Consider the following 19,269-nt stretch of genomic DNA (forward strand, 5'->3'; position numbering starts at 1 on the left):
CTGTTTTTTATGGACAAAAACCTCCTGAATCGACCGTGCTTGCTGGTGCTTTCTAAAGGCGCCCAGCAAGTTGCCACGCTTCCCGCCCTGTTGCCCGACTATCGATTACTGCCTGGTTCGACTCGTGACGTCACTCAGGCCGATGTGTTGCTGGCGTGGGGTCGCAAGCCAAGCGCCCTGTTTGCCCAACGGGAAGCACAAAAAGCCGGTCTGCCTGTGCTGTCGGTAGAGGATGGTTTTTTGCGTTCGGTGGGCCTTGGCGCGGATGAGCCGCCGCTGTCGCTGATCGTCGATGACCTGGGCATTTATTACGATGCCGATAATCCGTCGCGCCTGGAAGTATTGATCCCGACATCCTTGAGTGAATCTCAGACTCTCCGCGCCCGGGCTTTGCAGGCGAGCTGGCGGGAAGAGCGCGTTTCCAAGTACAACAGCGCCCGCATCGAACAATGCCATTTACCGCAACCTTGCGTTTTGGTCGCTGACCAGACCAAGGGCGATGCCTCACTTCAGGGCGCCGGCGAGGCTGATTTTGAGCGCATGCTCCAGGCTGCACTCGATGAGCATCCTCAGAGCATTGTCGTGGTGAAGGTCCACCCCGATGTCGCGGCAGGCCGCAAGCAAGGCCACTTTGATCTTGAAGCGCTGAGCAAACGGCCGCGCGTCCATGTGATCAGCCGTAATGTTCATCCTGCCGAGTTACTGAGCGAAGTTCAGGCCGTGTATGTGATGACCTCGCAACTGGGCTTCGATGCACTGTTGTGGGACGTGCCGGTGCGCACCTTTGGCATGCCGTTCTATGCCGGCTGGGATTTGACCGTGGATGCCCTGCCCGCCCCCGAGCGGCGCCAGCCGGTCAGTCTTGAGCAATTGGTGCATGCGGCGCTGGTGGAGTACCCGCGTTATGTCGACCCGGAGACGGGCGCGCCGTGCCAACCCGAGACCGTGCTGGCGTGGCTGGGGTTGCAGCGACGGATGCGCAGTCGCTTGCCGCAGGACTTGCAGATGGTTGGTTTCAGCAAGTGGAAACGGCCGTTGGTGCTGGACTTTTTCAATGGTTCATCCACCCGATTTTCCGCACCTTCCAGACGTTCGAAGCCCCCTGCAATGGTGGTGAGTTGGGGTTGCCAGCACGACTCGGCGTTGGCGCAACAGAACACTGCCAACCACCTGGGCCGCGTCGAAGATGGCTTCCTCCGTTCTGTCGGCCTGGGCGCGAAGAAAACCCGGCCGCTGTCCTGGGTGTTCGACGACCTGGGCATCTACTACGACGCCACGCGTCCTTCGCGTCTGGAACAGCTCTTGCAGAACCAGTCGTGCCCGCCTGAGTTGTTGCGGCGGGCCGCGGCGCTGCGCGAAGCGATCTGCGCCGCCGGAGTGACCAAATACAACTTGCCCGGTGCCGCGTGGAAACGTCCGCCGGGTGTCGAGCAAGTGATTCTGGTGCCGGGGCAAGTGGAGTCCGACGCCTCGATCCGTTACGGCGCACACCGCATGCGGCGCAATCTTGATTTGCTCAAGGCAGTGCGCGCCCGCCACCCGATGGCATGGCTGTTGTACAAGCCGCACCCTGAAGTGCTGGCCGGCACACGCGAGGCTGGCGAGGACGAAGAACACACCCGTCAATGGTGCAACCAGGTGGTGGGCGATGTGCCCTTCCACGAGCTGTTGTCCGAGGTCGATGAGGTGCATGTGCTGACCTCGCAATCGGGCTTCGAAGCCTTGTTGCGCGGCGTGCCGGTGACCACTTACGGCCAGCCGTTTTATGCCGGCTGGGGCTTGACCCACGATCAGGACCTCAGCCCGCAGGTCCAGGCGCGTCGCACCCGGCGCCTGAGCCTGGACGAACTGGTGGCCGCGACCCTGATTCGCTACCCGACTTATGTCAGCCGCATTACCCGAAGATTCACCACCCCCGAACGTACGTTGATCGAGATTCAGAACTGGGATGAAGTACCTGCGCAAGGAAGAACGCCAACATGGCGAGAGATGATTCAGCGTTTGCTCCTTACCGTCTTGAGACCGTCGCCAAGGAAATTTTAGTTCCCATGCAGCGCTCCAGACGCCTGGTATCGGTGAAACCACGCAACTCGTTCCTGTTTTTGCAGGGCGTCAGTTCGCCGTTTTTCGCGCGCCTGGTGCGAGCGCTGCGGGCCGAGGGACAACGGGTCAAGTCCATCAACTTCAATATGGGCGACACCCTGTACGGCAGCGGCGCGCGCGTGTTTTGTTCGGCGCGCCCCGAGCAGTTGAAAGACTTCTACAGCCAGTGTTTCAGCGCCGACCAGATTACCGATGTGGTGCTCTTCGGTGACTGCCGCCCCGTGCATCAACCGGCGGTGGAACTGGCCAGGTCTCTGGGGATTCGCGTACACGTGTTCGAAGAGGGTTACTTCCGCCCGTACTGGATCACCCTTGAGCGCAATGGCGTGAACAATCACTCGCTACTGCCCCGCGATCCGCAGTGGTATCGGGAAGTGGGCAAGTACATCCCGCGCTATCACAACGGCAATTCATTCCGCCTGTCCTTTGCCTCCAGGGCCTTCCATGATGTGATGTATCACGTCGGCGGTGCACTGAACAAAGTGGTGTTCCCCCACTATAAAACCCACGCCCCGTTCAACGCGGCCGTGGAGTATGCCGGCTACATTCGCCAGGGCCTGCGCCTGGTCAGTGCCAGGGGCCGTGACTCCGAAGTCATCAGTGAAGTGGCGCGCAACCGTCACCGAACCTTCCTGTTGCCGCTGCAACTCGACAGTGATGCGCAGATCCGCGACCACTCGCCCTTCAAGCATATGAAGGATGTGTTGAAACACGTATTGGGCTCGTTTGCCCGCCATGCCGGCAGCGATGCGCGGCTGGTGGTCAAGAACCACCCGCTGACGCCGGGCATCGTCAACTACCACCGCATCACCCGGCGGATTGCCGACAAATTCGGCATTGCCGATCGCGTGGATTTCCTCGAAAGCGGCCACATGCCGACACTGCTGTCGCATGTCGCTGGCGTAGTCACGGTCAATAGCACCGTGGGTGGTTCGTCACTGATGCACAGCGTGCCGACCATTGCCCTCAGCGACCCGATCTACAACCTCAAGGGCCTGACCCACCAGGGCGGTCTCGATGAGTTCTGGGACAACCCGGAGCCTCCCGACTCCACCCTGTTTCAGCGCTTTCGCAGCACGGTCATTCACACCACGCAAGTCAACGGCGGCTTTTACACCCGCTGCGGCATCGACATGGCGGTGAACAATTCCCTGGAAGTGCTGATGGCCAAAACCTCGAAAATCGAACAGTACCTATGACCTCGCAACAGTCTCCACGCTGCATTCTCATCACCGGTGCCACAGGCGGCATCGGTGGCGCGCTGGCACCCGCCTACGCGAAACCGGGGGTTACGCTGATCCTGCAGGGCCGACGCCTGGACCGCCTGGAAGAAATGGCCGCCCAGTGCCGCGCCGCTGGCGCTCGCGTACTGCTGCAACCGCTGGATGTTCAGGATCTGCAGGCCTTGCGCAGCTGGATCGGCGAGATCAGTGTCACCGAGCAACCGGACCTGATCATTGTCGGTGCCGGGGTCAATACGTCCACCGGCGACAACGGCGAAGACGAAGTCTGGGAGCTGTCCCAGGCGCTGATCGAAATCAACGTGCTGGCCGCCCTTGCCACGGTGCAGGCCGCATTGCCGGCCATGCGTGCCCGCAAGTCCGGGCAGATCGCCCTGTTCAGCTCGCTGGCCGGTTGGCGCGGATTGCCGGCCACACCGAGTTACAGCGCCAGCAAGGCAGCGATCAAGGCTTATGGCGAAGCCATGCGCGACCTGGTGGCAACCGATGGTGTGAAGATCAACGTGATCATGCCGGGCTACGTCGAATCGAAAATGTGCTTTGAAATGCCTGGGCCAAAACCGCTGCTCTGGACCCCGGACAAGGCCGCGCGACGGATTCAGCGCGGGCTGGCGGCGAACCAGGCGCGCATCAGCTTTCCGTTCCCGCTGAACCTTGGGTGCTGGGCTCTGGGGGTCATCCCGCCACGACTGTCGTCGATCATTTTGCGGTGGCTGGATTACGGTGCCTGATTTTTTGAATAACGTTTTTTGCTCGGTTGTAGTGCCTGGTTTTCTCCTGTCTTGCGCAATCGAAATGCTCCTGGTGCCGCGTACCGGCTGGTCCCGTCCGCTTCGCAGCTGGCTGTTGCATGGCGGTGCCTGGGCATTCGCCGTTGGCTTGCTGTACCTGATCAGCGGTCGCGCGTATTTCAGTGCGGTCAACGTGCTGGCGCTGTGGCTGCTGATCGTGCTGGTGAGCAACGCCAAATACCATTCGCTGCGCGAGCCATTTGTCTGCGCCGATTTCGAATACTTCAGCGACGCCGTACGCTTTCCACGCCTGTATTTGCCGTTCTTCGGCATTGGCAAAGCCATCGGCCTGGCCCTTCTGTTTATCGCCTACCTGGCGTGCGGGTTATATTTCGAACCGGTGGGCAGCAATGCTCGCGTCGTGGCTGCGAGCACGTTGCTGGGCAGTTTGGTACTGCTGATGCTCGGCAGCTTGAAGCCTCTGCGCCCGACGTTCGACGCCAGCCTCGACCTCGGTCGCTGGGGTTTGGCGGCCAGTTTGTGGACGTACTTTTTCGCGGCCCGGCGCCCGGTGGACCTCAATCGACTGAACTCGGCGTTTACCGATGAGCTGCCACGCCCGGCGTCCGACACCGTGCTGCCGGACCTGGTATCGGTACAAAGCGAATCGTTCTTCGATGCGCGCAGACTATGGCCCGGCATCCGTGCGCAGGTGCTCAGCCACTTCGACACCTTGCGGGCCGAGGCGCTGGCCCAGGGTCGTCTGCAAGTCGCCGCGTGGGGCGCCAACACGGTCCGCAGCGAGTTTGCCTTCCTCACCGGGATCAAGGTCGACCAACTGGGCGTCCATCGATTCAACCCTTATCGCCACCTGGCGCGACAAGGCGTTGCGAGCATCGCCAAGGCGCTCAAACGCCAGGGTTATCGTACGGTCTGCGTGCATCCCTATGTCGGCAGTTTTTATGGTCGGGACAAGGTGTTGCCTGCACTGGGCTTCGACGAATTCATCGACGTTCGCAGTTTCACCGAACAGCAAAAGGCCGGCCCGTTCATCGGTGACTGCGCGGTGGCGGACAAGATCAGCGCGTTGCTTGATGATCCGTCCCGTACCCAGCCGTTGTTTATTCATGCCATCACCATGGAAAACCACGGCCCGCTGCACCTGGAAAATGTCGAAGCCGGCGACCTGCCGCAGTGGTTCGACCGGCCGCTACCAGAAAGCCTGCGTGATCTGGCCCCGTACGTGCGCCACTTGAGCAATGCCGATCGCATGCTCGGTCAGCTGCGCGAACATTTTCTGACCCGCAGCACACCAACCGGGCTGTGCTTTTTCGGTGACCATGTGCCGATCCTGCCTGACGTCTATGGCGCCCTGGAGGCACCGAATGGCGATACCGAGTACTTCATCTGGTCCAATACTTCGCCGCGTGCCAATACCTGCGCAGACCTCGGAGTCGAGCATCTGGCCAAGGCCTTTATCGACCATCTGGCCCCTACTGCCGATGACTGAAACCCGGGGTGAACCGGTGCAGGTGGTTCTCGCGTCCAGCCTTGCGCAGCGCGACCCTGCGGTTGCGCGCTGGATCACCGCGGGGCGCGGCTCGTTGGCGTTCATCCTCGGCGATGAAGACTGCCGCCATCGCCTGCTCGCGCAGTCGATCAACTGGGACCGCGTCCTGCTGGCCTATCACGACAGCGCACCGGTGGGCTACGCCTCGTTCAAACACCAACGCCGCGGACCATTTTCACCGGGCATCCGGCCATTCGTTCGCGAGTTCGGGCGACTGGGCGGCTCGCTGCGTTATGGCCTGTTCGTGATCAGCGAGTGTCGCGAGTGGTACTACGGTTTTTATCTGTACGGCTTGCATGTGCGCAAAACCGCACGGCGCCAGGGGGTGGCCAGTGCCTTGCTGCAGGTCGCCTTTGATCAGGCACTCAGCCTTGGCCATACCAAAATCGAGCTGGAAGTGCAGGTGAAGAACCTTGCGGCCAGGGCGTTCTATGCCCGCCACGCCTTCATGCCGATACACACCTTTCCAACGAACTGGCTGAGCCGCGTGATGCCCTTCCCGACGGTCATCAACCTGCGCCGCAGACTATCGCCCCATCCATGAGCAGCCCGCAAATGAATCGATCCGTACCCCTTGAATCGCTGGTGGATGGTCCCGGTCGGGTGGGCATCATGTCGCAGTGGGTGATGTGGAAAGTCCATCATCTGGAGGAGTTTCTCGACCCCGAAGGTCAGCCTCATTGGCTGTGGCGACGCAGCCGGCAGCGCCCCGCAGGCTTGAAGGCGATTGCCGGAATTGGCTACAAAAGTTCCTCTGACCATGCCCGGGTCTTGTGCAAGCGCTGGGGCATTCCCTACGTCGCACTGGAGGATGGCTTCCTGCGTTCATCTTCGCTGGGCGTCGAAGGCGATACGCCGATGTCGATGGTGGTCGACCCCATTGGCATTCACTACCTGGCCGATCGCCCGTCACGGCTGGAGAACATCCTGCAAACCCCGCAGACCCTGAGCTCTTCGGAGCAGGCGACCGCACGGGAGCTGATTGCCCTGATGCGCAGCAGTGGCATCGGCAAATACAACAACGCACCGGACCTGAGCGACGACGACCCGCTGGGCCGTGACAAGTCGCTGATTCTGGTGGTCGACCAGACTTATGGCGACTTCTCCATCCCCGGCGGCGGGCTGTGCGAAGCCGACTTTATCCGCATGCTCGACGAAGCCCTGGCGCAACACCCCGAGGCGGACGTGCGGGTGCGGATTCACCCGGACTGCATCAACGGCCACAAAAAAAGTTGCCTGCTTGACGCCGCTCTTGCCCGGGGCGTGACGCTGGAAAGTCGCCATGTGTCCTGGGCCTCGCTGGCGCGCCGGGCGCAGCGGGTCTATGTAGGTACCAGTCAGGCCGGGCTCGAGGCCTTGATTCAAGGCATCCCGGTCACCTGCTTCGGCTTGCCGTTCTACGCCGGCTGGGGCCTGACCGATGATCGCCAGGCAATCCCCCGTCGCCAGGCCCGACCGAACCTTGAGCAGTTGGTGGCGGCGGCGTACATCCGCTATTGCCGCTACGTCGACCCGCTGACCGATCAGCGTTGCGATGTCATGACTGTGGCCCGTCAACTGGCCCGGCAAAAACACCAGGACAGCCAGTTCGCGGGGACATTGACCTTGCTGGGTGTGCCACACCGACAGCGGCCGGCGATCCGGACCCTGCTCAAAAGCCGATGGGGCCGGTTGACGTTCGTCAGCGATAGTGCCGAGCTGATGCAATCCGTAGTCGGCGAAACCGGCAAGCTGTTGGTGTGGCGAGCCAGCGAACCCGGCGATCTGCAATCCCGTGCCGAGGCCCACAGCGTGCCGCTATGGCGCATCAGCCCGGGCATGCTGCAATCACCGGGTGGCGATGAGCAACCACTGGTTCAGATTCGCGGCCTGCCGTGCAGCCCCCATCAAGCCCGGGAGTACAACTCCCATCCTGAAGCCGGCCTGTTCGACAGCTGCGCACGTTATCGACAAATTCACCGCTACCTCAGACGCATGTTCTGATCCCTTGCCGGCGAAGGCGTTTTTGATGGCGCTGCATGCCCCACGGCCGTTTTCGCTGGCAAGCCAGCTCCTACAAAAACGCGTACACACCGTCATTTTTTGTGTCCACACATTTCCTGTAGGAGCCGGCTTGCCGGCGAAGGCGGTAGTCCTGTCACATCCGGCCCCAAACCTATACGACGTAAATTCATCTGCGCACTAGCCTTACCCTTTCCGACCGACAAAGGAGGGCAACGGATTGCCCACTCGTCTACACGCCAGCCACCTGCGCACAGGGCGCCACTCTCAATCCGGGCAGATCTACCTGCTCACCACAGTCACCCATCTGCGTGAGCCGCTCTTCAGTGACTGGCGTGTGGGGCGTTTGGTGGTGGATCAATTTCGTCAGGCCCAGACAGAGGAACGGGCCAACTCCCTTGCCTGGGTAGTGATGCCCGACCACTTTCACTGGTTGCTCGAGCTCAGGAACAGCACGTTGCCAGGGTTGATGCTCGCCACCAAATCCCGCAGCGCGAGAGCAGTGAATGCCTGTCTGGCACGCAAGGGGCAGCTGTGGCAGAAAGGTTTCCACGACCGAGCGATTCGTCGCGAAGAAGATTTGCAGGCAGTAGCCCGCTACATCGTTGCCAACCCATTACGCGCAGGGTTGGTCAAACGGGTGCATGACTACTCACTGTGGGATGCCATCTGGCTGTAGGAGCCGGCTTACTGGCGCAGGTGCTTTCGGCCGTTGCATCGATCTTTCGGCTGCTCGGCTTATAGCTTTTGAAGTTCCTGCGCAACAATGGCAACGGTTTCGGCGATTTGCTCCCGGGTGTGCAGGCACGACACGAAAAAGCGTACACGAGCCGATTTTTCGGGCACCGCCGGATGAAGAATGGGTTGGGCGTTGATACCTCGACGGGACAGCGCGCTGGACAACTGGGTAGCCTTGAGCGAACTGCCGGTGATGATCGGCACCACTGCCAGACCGGTGCTTGTGCCGGTATCCAGGCCGGCGTCCCTGGCCAACTCGAGGAATTGCCTGCCGCGCGCCTGCAAGGTTGTGACGCGCTCGCCATCCTCAGGTAGACAACGCAATGCCGCCAACGCTGCCGCAGCCACCGGTGCCGGCATGCCGACGCTGTAGAGAAAACCCGGCGCCAGGAACTTGAGATGCTCTACCAGCGCTGACTCACCGGCGATATAGCCACCACAACTGGCCAGGCTTTTGCTCAAGGTGCCCATCCAGATATCCACGTCACTGCCGGCCAGACCGAAATGTTCACGGATGCCCTTGCCGGTCTGTCCCATTACGCCCAGTGAATGCGCTTCATCGACCATCAGCAACACTTGGTGTTTCTTCCTGAGTTCGACGAAGCGCGGCAAATCCGGGAAGTCGCCATCCATACTGTAGATGCCTTCGAGCACCACCAACACGCGCTCGAAATGCTGACGCTGATCGCTCAACACCCGGTCAACCGCTTCCCAGTCGTTGTGGGCAAAGACGAGACGCCGGGCGCCGGACAATTGAATCCCCTGGAGAACGCTGTTATGGATCAGTTCGTCATGCAGGATCAAATCCCGCGGACCGAATAGATAACCAATGGTGGTCACGTTCGTCGCATGGCCGCTGACGAAAGTAATAGCGTCGTCCACCTCATAGAGCCGGGCCAGTTCCTGCTCCAGCTCGCGATGGATCGGACGATCACCCGACACCGGACGGCTGGCGGAAACTGACGTTCCATAGCGATCAATGGCCGCTTTGGCGGCTTCAGCGACCACCGGATGCCCCGAGTAGCCCAGGTAGTTGTAGCTGGCGAAGTTCACGTAGCGGTTACCGCCCATGACAGTTTCCGCACCCGCCAAACCTTCGTGCAACTTGAAAAACGGATTGGCCAGGCCGAAGCGCGCAGCCCCGTCGAGCATGATGCGCAAATGCTGATAGCCAGGGTGCTGATCAAATCGGCAAAACTGCTCAAAGCCCTCGCGCGGGGCGCCTTTGACGCCCTCTAGTGAAGGGCTTGGAGCGCAATCGCCGATCTTGCGCAGTCGCCGTTCCAGGGCCTGTTGAATCAACTTGTCCTTCATCGAAGTGGCAAGCCCGGGCGTGGTTTTATTGGTCATGGTCCGGATCAATTAATCAAACGTGAAGGTTTCAAATCCTGGGTGCTCAACGGCGCAATGTCGTCGCGGGAAATGTCGACCCCGTGACGGGCGAGCGTATCGCTCGTCAGCGTCTGCCCGTTATGTTCGGTATCCGGTTGCACATCGCAATCCTGATTGCCTCGCAGGAGTTCAAGGATTCGAACAGTGATTTTGCCGATGCTTGACGCTTCGCTCAGCTCCATTACCGGCAGACGCACCCCGAATCGCTCCTCGACTGCCACCACCAGTTCGACACTCATCAGCGAGTCCAGCCCCAACTCTTGAAGCGGTCGCGTGGCGTCCAGTTTGCTGGTTGGTAACCGCAGGATTTCGCTGATTTCCTGTTTAAGCATTTCACCGAACAGTTCGATCAGCTCGCAGTCGTCCATTTCGGTCAACAGCCGCTGGATATCGTCGACATCGCTTTCTTCGTCCTGCTCACCACCGTGCAATCTGGCCAGCTCATTGAATTTGGGCGAGCCGGCTGCCGGCAGGAATCGCGACAGTGCTTTCCAGTCCAGCTCAAGTACGCCCAGCCCCGAACGCCGCTGCAACAGCAACCGCTCCAGAGTTTCCAGTGCCGCTTGCGACTGCAGGGCAGCACCGCCCATGCGGCTTTGCAGGGCATCTTTGATGTCCTGGTTGCGCGCCAGGAAACCCGCATCATCGATGGCTCCCCAGAGTACGCTGGTTGCCGGCAGCCCCTGCGCCAGGCGATGACGCGCCAACGCTTCGAGCCAATGGTTGGCGGCGACGTAGTTGGCCTGCCCCGGGTTGCCGAACAAGGTCGTTGCCGAGGAAAACAGCACGAAGAAGTCCAACGGCAAATGGGCCGTCAATTCATGCAGGTATTGCGCGCCTTTGGCCTTGGGTTCAAGCACCCGTTGCAACTGCTCCTGGCTGAGGTTGCGGATCAGCCCATCATCAAACACGGTGGCCGCATGCACGATGCCCCGCAACGGTGCCTTGGAGGCTTCGATGCTCGCCAGCACGCTGCGCAATTGAGCGCTATCGGTGATATCGCAAGCCAGCGCCTGCACCTCGATACCTTGCTCGCGCCACGCCGCCAGCGCCGGCTGCGCTTCTTCGGTAGCAGCACCGCGACGACCGAGCAGCACCAGGTGACGCGCGCCCTTCTCCACCAGCCATTGCGCAGTACGCAGACCGAAACCGCTGAGCCCGCCCGTCACCAGGTAGGTGCCGTCGGCGGCCAGTTGCAAGGCCTGAACCTGCGCCACCGGCGCGTGGAAAACCTGCTGGATCGGTGTGCGGTAGGTGACGACGATCTTGCCGATCTGCCTGGCCTGCTGCATGTAGCGGAATGCTTCGACGACTTCATTGGCATCGAAGGCGCGATAAGGCAGCGGACTCAAAATGCCGTCGCGGAACAATGCCATCATTTCGCCAAACAGCCGACGGGTCAGCTGCGGACGTTCGCTCATGAGCTGGTCGGCATCGATGCCAAAGTAGCTGATGTTGTTGCGGAACGGCCGCAGGCCGATCTTGGTGTTCTGGTAAAAGTCGCGCTTGCCCAGTTCGAGGAAGCGACCAAACGGCTTGAGTACTCGCAGGTTGCGATTGATGGCCTCACCCGCCAGGGAGTTGAGTACTACGTCCACGCCGCGGCCATCGGTAATGGCCAGGATGTCATCGGCAAACGCCAGCGAACGCGAGTCGAAGATATGCTCGACGCCCAACAGGCGCAGGAAATCGCGCTTCTCGTCGCTACCCGCCGTGGCGTAGATTTCGGCGCCGCACCATTTTGCAATCTGGATCGCGGCAATGCCGACGCCGCCCGCTGCACCGTGAATCAGGATTTTCTCTCCCGGTTCAAGCCGCGCCAGGTGATGCACGGCGTAATACACGGTGAAGAAAGTACTCGGAATGGTCGCCGCCGCTTCAAACGACATGCCTTCAGGAATGCGCGCCACAGCATTGGCGTTGGTGATCAGGCGATTGGCGAAGCTCGACGGACCAAAACCGACGACACGGTCGCCCGGCTGGAAATCACCCTCGACCATCGCCCCTTTACCGCGCACCACACCGGCAAACTCGAAGCCCAGCGTCGGGCCCGAGAAGCCATTTTCGATCGCTTCATCAGACAGCAGACCCAACGCGAACATAACATCGCGGAAGTTCAAACCCGTGGCCTGAACCTCGATATCCAGTTCATCGTCTGCCGGCACCAGCGGCGCTCGTGCTTCCCAGCGCAAATTGCGCAGCTGCCCCGGCAAATCGAAGCCGAGCCTGATCTGCGTCGGCGCATCCAGCAGCGCACTGCCTGGCAACTCATCGGGCTGGATTCGCAGCCGTGCGACATACCGATCGCCCGCCGCGCTGATCGCCAGTTCGGTTTCTTCATCCGCATTGAGCAGTGCCGGCACCAGGGCCTCGACGCCAGCGCCAATCGCCAGATCGAGCAGACGAACTCGACAACCGACTGCTTCGTTCGTCAACGTCCGACCGAAGCCCCACAAGGCAGCATCGGCAATGCCTTGCACAGTCGTATCCAGGCGGGTGCCTTGCGGTAACAAATGGATGGCGGCGCCGGAGGTCAGCAACCAGCAATCCGCAGCGACGCCGGCCGATTCACAGGCTTGCGTGATGGCAGCGGCGTGCATGCAGCGGTCAGCCTGGGCATCAAGCCCTTGGGGTGCGAACAGGCCGGCCAGCATTACCACGTGTTGAGGCACCGCTGGACGTTCACGTAACTGTTGCGCCAGATCCGATGCCGAGCCAGGCGCGAGCAGCGCGGCCTCTTGACCTTGCTCGCGCAACATCGAGGCGAGTGCCCGGGCAAACGGTGCTTCAGGACCTTGCCCATCGGCTACCAGCAACCAGCTCTGGCGCGGATACTCACGTGCAACCGCGAGGGTCTTCGCGGAATTTTCGGCGGCTACCAACAGATAGCAGCCAGACGCCGAGTCCGGAATGAACTCCAGCGGCTCGGACACCTTCAGGCCATGACGCCGCAATTCCTGTTGCCAGAATCCCGGGGGCTGTTGCACCGCTAACGCCTGTTGCCCCTGTCGGGCCAGCCACCAGGAAGGTTCGGCGCCAAATGTGAAGTCCGCCCAACGCGCAGGGTGTTGCGCCAACAGAAGCACTTCACCGTTGGCACACAGCCTTGCAGCGCCATGGTGCAAGCCTTGACTGACGGCTTCCAGCGGTGCCAGGTCGGTGGCGACAAGGACCAGATCGAAGTCGTTCGCCGGCACCCGAGCGATTTTTTCCGACGCCTCCAGACTCAGTATCTGAAGCTCCGGGAGCTCAGCCTGGAGCATCGACGCGATTTCAATGTTCTGCGCAGAGTACTGATAATCGACCCGGTCAAAATCCAGGCCGACACACAAGTCTGCCGCCAGTGGTACCCCCTCGAAACCGAGTTCGAGAATACGCAGGCGCTGCCCGTCAGGCAGAGCGCTCAACCGTTGGGTGATATGTTCTCGCAGACCGCCCAGCAACGCTTGGTGACCGGACGCGCCGAGCACCAGGCGGGTCAATGCGGCGGGCGTGGTTTCCCGTGGCAGCAGTTGCGCAATCTTCACCTGACCGCTGATCAGCTCCAGCAGATGCATGCCGATCCGGCCGACCGAATGAATGATCTGGAAGTGTTCGGGATAGCTGCTGAACAGTTCCTGCCAGATGTCTTGCGCACTCGCTCGCTCGCCTTGATCGGCAAGCTGCCAGCCGCCATTGCCCGCCGCAACCAGGCTGCCATCCTCCAGCGCTTGCTCAAGAAGATGGTCAAGATAACCTCCAGCTTCCCAAGTGGAGCGCTGCTGCAGCGTCAGCTCACCGCCCAGCTTCTCGATGGCTTCCAGCACGAAACTGCCACACAGACCGTCGAGCAAAGGGTCGATTTCATCGGCATAACGGAGCAATCCGGGATCATCCGCGATAGCGCAAAGGTGCTGCTGCAGCTGCGCCTCCAACCGTGAGTCCGCCAATGGCAATGCGCGTTCATTCGCAGGATAGGGTTTGGCAACCCCGACAAAGTCCACCAGTTTGATGTCGCCACTGCGATCCTTGTGCAGCCGAACCCCACGAAAACGGGCGTCCTTGATGCAGATGACCGCGCGACCATGGACGTCGTACAACGTGAAGTCCGCCAACAGGGAATGCGCTGAACGTCGTACCAGAGTGACCTGGGCCAGACAAGGCGGCAGGCTGCCAGCAGCGAAGGCGATACGCCCGAGTTTCACCGGGATAAAGGCCAGGTCTTTGCGGCTGTCGGCCTCCTGGTCCAACAGTTGGGTGATCAACTGGAAGGCACTGTCCAGCAGTGCCGGGTGCACATTCAACGTTGCGAGTTCATCCTCGATCGGGGCCGGGACCGTCAACCGCGCCAACACCTGGTTGCCGTCGATCCAGCCTGCCTCGACGGCTTGATAAGCCGGGCCATAATTGAGACCAACCGCACGGGTCAGCGCCAGGTGCCCGGACGAGGTGAAATCAGGAGCGCGCGCTGGAACGACTGGAGCGGTGCTGGCCAGCAACCCGCCGCGCGCTTCACCCACAAGCCTGGCAACCACATGCTGCACCCACGGCTCAGCCTGGGCAGTGCTGCGCGACACGATGGAAAGGGCACCGTCGGTAGTGTCGATCATCACACGGACCTTTTTGCTGAAATCCGAGTGAAGCAAGAGCGGGCTGTGAATTTCCAGCTCTTCGATTTCCACATACTCACCGGGTTGATACTGCAATGCTGCAGCGAGTGCGACTTCGGTGAAACCCGCGCCCGGGAACAACACCGAGTCGCCCACCATGTGGTCGCCCAGTGACGGGAACAGTTGCGTATCCAGGCGATTGTCCCAGGTGAACTCATGCTCCGGCAGCAGATAACCCAACAGCGGATGGACGCGCTCTCGGCTCAGGTGGCCGGAAGACTCGGGCGTGTCTGCGTGCCAGTGACGTTCGCGCTGCCAGGCGTAATTGGGTAATTGCACGAAACGGCCGGAGTGAGGAAACAGGCATTGCAGATCGATGTCGACACCGGCAATCAGTACCTTCGCCAGCGTACGATCAATCATCTGCGGGTTTTCTTCACCACGCAGCACCGTCGGGATCACAACCCCTTCCAGTTCCTGGCTGGCCATCGCATCGGCCACATAGGCACGCAGGATCGGGTGCGGGCCGACCTCCACGAATACGTTGTAGCCCTGCTCGGCGAGCGCCTCACTGGCGGACTTGAACAGCACCGGATAACGAATGTTTTTCCACCAGTACCCGGCGTCCAGATGTTCACCGGCCAGCACGTCGCCGGTCACGGTCGAATACATTGGAATACTGGCGTGACCCGGGACGATGTCGCTCAACACGTCGATGACTTGATCGGCGATCACATCCATGGCCGGCGAGTGGAACGCATAATCGAGACCCAGGCGGCGAACGAATACCTGACGCTCGGTCAGCGCGTGTTCCAGGGTTTCTAGCGCAGCCACCTGGCCGGCGACGGTCGCCCCCTTGAAACTGTTCTCGCCGGCGACGACCAACTCGCTGTCCAGGTCGAGCGTCTTCAACAGGCTCGCAGTGTCCGCCCCCGACAACCCTACCGCCGACATGTTGCCGCAGCCCTTGGTCAAGCCTTGCAGGCGACTGCGATGGTAGATCACACGGGTGGCGTCGTTCAGCGTCAGTGCTCCGCATGCCCAGGCGGCAGCGACTTCACCCACGCTGTGGCCGATGACGGCCACCGGTACTACGCCTTTTTCGGCCAGCATGCGGGTGACACCCACTTGCAATGCAAACAACGCCGGTTGCGCAAATTCAGTCAACTGATAGCGGTCATCACCCAGCTCGACCGCCAGTTCGGCGATCAACGAATAGCCGGATAGCGCATGGAAAATCGCGTCTACCTCGGCAACCGCCTGATGGAAAACCGGATCGGCCAGCAACGACTTGCCCATGCCCTGCCACTGCGATCCATTACCGGAGAAGACGAACACGGGCCCTTTTGCCTGATCCAGGACACGGCCACTTTCCAGTACCGCCGACAACGCCGGAACGCCCGGTTCCGTGACGAAATCCAGTAGGGTCTGAGCGCTGCGTTGAGCATCCGCACCGAACACCACCACCCGTTGCGGGAGCAACTCGCGGCGAAACATCGACTGGTAGGCCACGTCGTAAAGGTTTGCCGCGTCCGGCCCGGACAAAAATTGCGCCAGCTGTTCGGACTGGGCCGCCAAGGCTGCGTTGTCCTTGGCAGAAACAATCAACGGCACTGACTGCCCCATCTGGCGCGGGGCCTGCGGCGCCTGTGGCGGACTTTCCAGGATGACGTGGGCGTTGGCCCCGCCGAAACCGAAAGAGTTGACACCGACCACCAGTTTTCCGCTGGGTTTGAGCGCTTGGGTTTCAGTGACCACACTCAGGTTGAGGTCAGCGAAAGGAATGTTCGGATTGAGCTTCTTGATGCCGATGGTGGCGGGCACCTTGCGTTCGATCACGCAGTACAGCGCCTTCATCAAACCGGCGACACCCGAGGCTGCCTCAAGGTGCCCGATATTGCTTTTGATCGAACCGATCAGCAGTGGCTGATCCGCCGGGCGCTGCTGCCCCAGCGCCTCACCGATAGCCCGGCTCTCGATAGGATCGCCGACTGGCGTGCCCGTACCGTGAGCTTCCAGGTAATCAATGTCTGTCGCACTGATGCCAGCACTGTCGTAGGCCTGCTTCATCAGGGCTATCTGCGCATCCGCGCTCGGGACGGTCAAACTCGACTTTCGCCCATCGGTATTAGCCGCACTGCCGGCAACGACCGCGAGGATCTGGTTTGCGTCCTCGATCGCCTTGTCGTAATCCTTCAGATAGAAAAGCCCCGCGCCTTCAGAACGGACATAGCCATCTGCAGACTCATCGAACACGTGACATTGCCCAGTGCGCGACAACATTGAAGCCTTGGAAAAGATCAAGAAGCCAAAAGGGTGAAGATGCAGGCTGACACCACCGGTAATCGCCTGTTCGATATCGCCGTTCTGAATGGCCTGGCAAGCCTGGTGAAAGGCCATCAGGGAAGAAGAGCACGCCGTGTCGATGGCCATGCTCGGGCCTTGAAGGTCATAAAAAAAAGATAGCCGGTTGGCCGCGATACTGAAGGTATTACCGGTGGCGGTTGCCGCATCAATCGTCGACATGTCATGCGTCAGACGATAGCCGTAGTCGACACTGGCGATCCCCAGGTAGACACCGCAATCGCTGCCACGCAGGCTCGACGGTTTGACACCGGCGTTCTCGAACACTTCCCAGCCAAGCTCCAGCAATAATCGCTGCTGAGGGTCCATGACCGCCGCTTCACGAGGAGAAATATTGAAGAATCCAGCATCGAAAGTAGAAATATCGCCCAGGGAACCGGAAGCAAACGTGTACGACGTTGCTGGGTTTGCCTTGTCCGGGTGCAGGAACTCGTCCTTGGACCAGCGAGAAAAATCCGCTTGGGTAATAAAGCTCTGCCGGTCCAGTAGGTGCGGCCAAAAAGTTGCAGAAGTAGAGCCTGGAAAACGGAACGACGTCCCTATGATTGCAACTTTCTTACGCATTGCTACTTGCCCTATTCATCCCCAGCCCTTTTCCAAAAGCTGAACAACAATCAAATTCCATTAATGTAAATGCAGGAAACCCGGCGACACCCTGGATGTTATGTACCGCTTGCTACCTGACCAAAAATAACGTCACGCGCAAAATAGCCGCGAATCATACGCGCCGGGTCCATTAAGGGAAACCTGAAAAGTTCAACCGCTGGGCAGGTCAATCCTTTCAACGCAGGGCGAATTTGAGACACACGTCAGGCTATTAAAAAAACATTCAATAAACCCGCGACGCAGCCGACAACTCTTGAAAGCCTTGCGGATTGAAAAAGCCATGCGTAACAACCAACCCACTACACAACGCGAACGGACCTTTCCGGCTCAGCAACGGTTGATTTCCACCACCGATGCCAAGGGCATGATCACCTACTGTAACGACGCTTTCGTCGAAATCAGCGGGTTTTCCCGAGAGGAGCTGATCCGTGCACCGCACAACCTGGTCCGTCACCCCGACGTCCCGGCCGCGGTGTTCGCGCACATGTGGGGCACACTGAAACAAGGCTTGCCATGGATGGGCATTGTCAAGAATCGCTGCAAGAGCGGTGATCATTACTGGGTGAACGCCTATGTGACACCGATCTTCGAAGGCAATCAGGTGATCGGTTACGAGTCGGTGCGGGTCAAGCCCTCTGCCGAACAGATCCGACGCGCCGAAGCGCTCTACCAACGCATCAACCAGGGCAAGCCGGCCGTTCCCTCCTCGGATAAATGGTTGCCGATCCTGCAGGACTGGCTGCCGTTCATTCTGGTCAGCCAATTGAGCTTCATGATCGGTGCATCGCTGAACTCCCATTGGGGGTTTGCCCTGGCAGCAGGACTCTCGGTACCACTGGGCCTGATGGGCCTTCAGTGGCAGCAGCGTGGCCTCAAGCGCTTGCTGCGCCTGGCCGAGCAGACCACCTCCGATCCGTTGATCGCACAGATGTACACCGACAGTCGCGGCGCCCAGGCGCGTCTGGAAATGTCCATACTCAGTCAGGAAGCACGCCTGAAAACCTGCCTGACGCGTTTGCAGGACACGGCCGAACACCTGACCGATCAGGCCAGGCAATCCGATGCCCTGGCGCACAACAGCTCCAGCGGCCTGGAACGTCAACGGGTCGAGACCGAACAGGTGGCCACCGCGGTCAACCAGATGGCCGCTACCACCCAGGAAGTCGCCAGCCACGTACAACGCACCGCGGATGCCACCCAGGAAGCCAATCGCCTGACCGGTCGTGGTCGTGACATCGCCGGGGAGACCCGCGAAGCCATCCAGCGCCTGTCGGTGGTGGTCGGTGAAACCGGCGTGACCGTGACCCAACTGGCCAAGGACAGCAACGAAATCGGAGGTGTGGTCGACGTGATCAAAGGCATCGCCGACCAGACCAACCTGCTGGCCCTGAACGCTGCCATCGAAGCGGCCCGTGCCGGCGAGATGGGTCGCGGTTTTGCGGTGGTGGCCGACGAAGTCCGTCAACTGGCGCAACGCACCAGCGAATCCACCGGGCAGATTCATGCGCTGATCGCCAAGCTCCAGCAAACCGCCAGTACTGCCGTGCAGACCATGGAAGCCGGGCATCGTCAGGCGGAAGAAGGCGTGGCGCGGGTACTGGAAGCGGACCAGGCACTGGTGGGGATCAGCGAAGCGGTGGCCAACATCACCGACATGACCACCCAGATCGCTGCCGCGACCGAAGAGCAAAGTGCCGTGGCCGAAGAAATCAGCCGCAACATCAGCAACATTTCGGAACTGGCGGACCAGACTTCGGAACAAGCGCAGAACTCGGCGTTGCTGAGTGAAGAGCTGACCAAGACCGCCAATACTCAATATTCGTTGGTGGAGCGGTTTAACCGGTAACCTCAAAATCAAAAGATCGCAGGCTGCGCCAGCTCCTACATTCGAACGGCGTACACCCCGTAGGAGCTGCCGAAGGCTGCGATCTTTT

At 60.5% G+C, this 19,269-nt stretch carries 10 protein-coding genes; 8 read left to right on the forward strand and 2 right to left on the reverse strand.

Features of this window, described 5'->3' with window-relative positions; translation table 11 throughout:
- Positions 1–9 precede the first annotated feature (9 nt).
- The 7 genes from AC1D19_RS03050 to AC1D19_RS03080 all read left to right on the forward strand — a co-directional run bounded on the left by AC1D19_RS03050 (position 10) and on the right by AC1D19_RS03080 (position 8,325).
- Complete coding sequence (locus AC1D19_RS03050; protein ID WP_477762356.1) at positions 10–2,043, forward strand: capsular polysaccharide biosynthesis protein; 2,034 nt, start codon at positions 10–12, stop codon at positions 2,041–2,043.
- A gap of 5 nt (positions 2,044–2,048) precedes the next feature.
- Positions 2,049–3,302: a capsule biosynthesis protein gene (locus AC1D19_RS03055; RefSeq protein ID WP_477762357.1), complete on the forward strand. Its 1,254-nt coding sequence runs from the start codon at positions 2,049–2,051 to the stop codon at positions 3,300–3,302.
- The gene (locus tag AC1D19_RS03060; RefSeq protein WP_477762358.1) at positions 3,299–4,075 is read left to right on the forward strand and encodes an SDR family NAD(P)-dependent oxidoreductase; all 777 of its coding nucleotides are present in this window, start codon (positions 3,299–3,301) and stop codon (positions 4,073–4,075) included. The genes AC1D19_RS03055 and AC1D19_RS03060 overlap by 4 nt, the downstream gene beginning before the upstream one ends.
- 64 nt (positions 4,076–4,139) lie before the next feature.
- Positions 4,140–5,585, forward strand: coding sequence for an LTA synthase family protein (locus tag AC1D19_RS03065; protein ID WP_477762359.1), 1,446 nt, complete (start codon positions 4,140–4,142; stop codon positions 5,583–5,585).
- Positions 5,578–6,189 carry a GNAT family N-acetyltransferase gene (locus tag AC1D19_RS03070; RefSeq protein WP_477762360.1) on the forward strand — a complete coding sequence of 204 codons (612 nt, stop codon included), beginning with the start codon at positions 5,578–5,580 and terminating at the stop codon, positions 6,187–6,189. Before AC1D19_RS03065 ends, AC1D19_RS03070 begins: the two co-directional genes overlap by 8 nt.
- Before the next feature lie 11 nt (positions 6,190–6,200).
- Entirely contained in the window at positions 6,201–7,628 is a 1,428-nt protein-coding gene (locus tag AC1D19_RS03075; RefSeq protein ID WP_477762361.1) for a capsular polysaccharide export protein, LipB/KpsS family, read from the forward strand.
- A 238-nt stretch (positions 7,629–7,866) separates the two neighbouring features.
- Positions 7,867–8,325: an REP-associated tyrosine transposase gene (locus AC1D19_RS03080; RefSeq protein ID WP_477762362.1), complete on the forward strand. Its 459-nt coding sequence runs from the start codon at positions 7,867–7,869 to the stop codon at positions 8,323–8,325.
- A gap of 59 nt (positions 8,326–8,384) precedes the next feature.
- Here the strand turns inward: AC1D19_RS03080 and AC1D19_RS03085 are convergent, their stop codons facing one another.
- Together AC1D19_RS03085 and AC1D19_RS03090 are read right to left on the reverse strand one after the other, a co-directional pair.
- On the reverse strand, positions 8,385–9,734 hold the full coding sequence (locus AC1D19_RS03085) for an aminotransferase class I/II-fold pyridoxal phosphate-dependent enzyme (protein ID WP_477762363.1): 1,350 nt from the start codon (positions 9,732–9,734) through the stop codon (positions 8,385–8,387).
- Between the two features lie 8 nt (positions 9,735–9,742).
- Positions 9,743–17,293 (reverse strand): SDR family NAD(P)-dependent oxidoreductase, encoded by a 7,551-nt coding sequence (locus tag AC1D19_RS03090; RefSeq protein ID WP_477762364.1) that lies wholly within the window; start codon positions 17,291–17,293, stop codon positions 9,743–9,745.
- Positions 17,294–17,615: 322 nt separating this feature from the next.
- Between AC1D19_RS03090 and AC1D19_RS03095 the strand changes: the two genes are divergently transcribed.
- Entirely contained in the window at positions 17,616–19,181 is a 1,566-nt protein-coding gene (locus tag AC1D19_RS03095; RefSeq protein WP_477762365.1) for a methyl-accepting chemotaxis protein, read from the forward strand.
- Positions 19,182–19,269: the final 88 nt, after the last annotated feature.

The sequence above is a fragment of the Pseudomonas sp. P1_C12 genome (assembly GCF_056406435.1).

Coding starts and splice junctions, on each gene's coding strand:
- AC1D19_RS03050 (WP_477762356.1), top strand. CDS start 10: ATGGACAAAAACCTCCTGAATCGACCGTGCTTGCTGGTGCTTTCTAAA.
- AC1D19_RS03055 (WP_477762357.1), top strand. CDS start 2,049: ATGCAGCGCTCCAGACGCCTGGTATCGGTGAAACCACGCAACTCGTTC.
- AC1D19_RS03060 (WP_477762358.1), top strand. CDS start 3,299: ATGACCTCGCAACAGTCTCCACGCTGCATTCTCATCACCGGTGCCACA.
- AC1D19_RS03065 (WP_477762359.1), top strand. CDS start 4,140: ATGCTCCTGGTGCCGCGTACCGGCTGGTCCCGTCCGCTTCGCAGCTGG.
- AC1D19_RS03070 (WP_477762360.1), top strand. CDS start 5,578: ATGACTGAAACCCGGGGTGAACCGGTGCAGGTGGTTCTCGCGTCCAGC.
- AC1D19_RS03075 (WP_477762361.1), top strand. CDS start 6,201: ATGAATCGATCCGTACCCCTTGAATCGCTGGTGGATGGTCCCGGTCGG.
- AC1D19_RS03085 (WP_477762363.1), bottom strand. CDS start 9,734: ATGACCAATAAAACCACGCCCGGGCTTGCCACTTCGATGAAGGACAAG.
- AC1D19_RS03090 (WP_477762364.1), bottom strand. CDS start 17,293: ATGCGTAAGAAAGTTGCAATCATAGGGACGTCGTTCCGTTTTCCAGGC.
- AC1D19_RS03095 (WP_477762365.1), top strand. CDS start 17,616: ATGCGTAACAACCAACCCACTACACAACGCGAACGGACCTTTCCGGCT.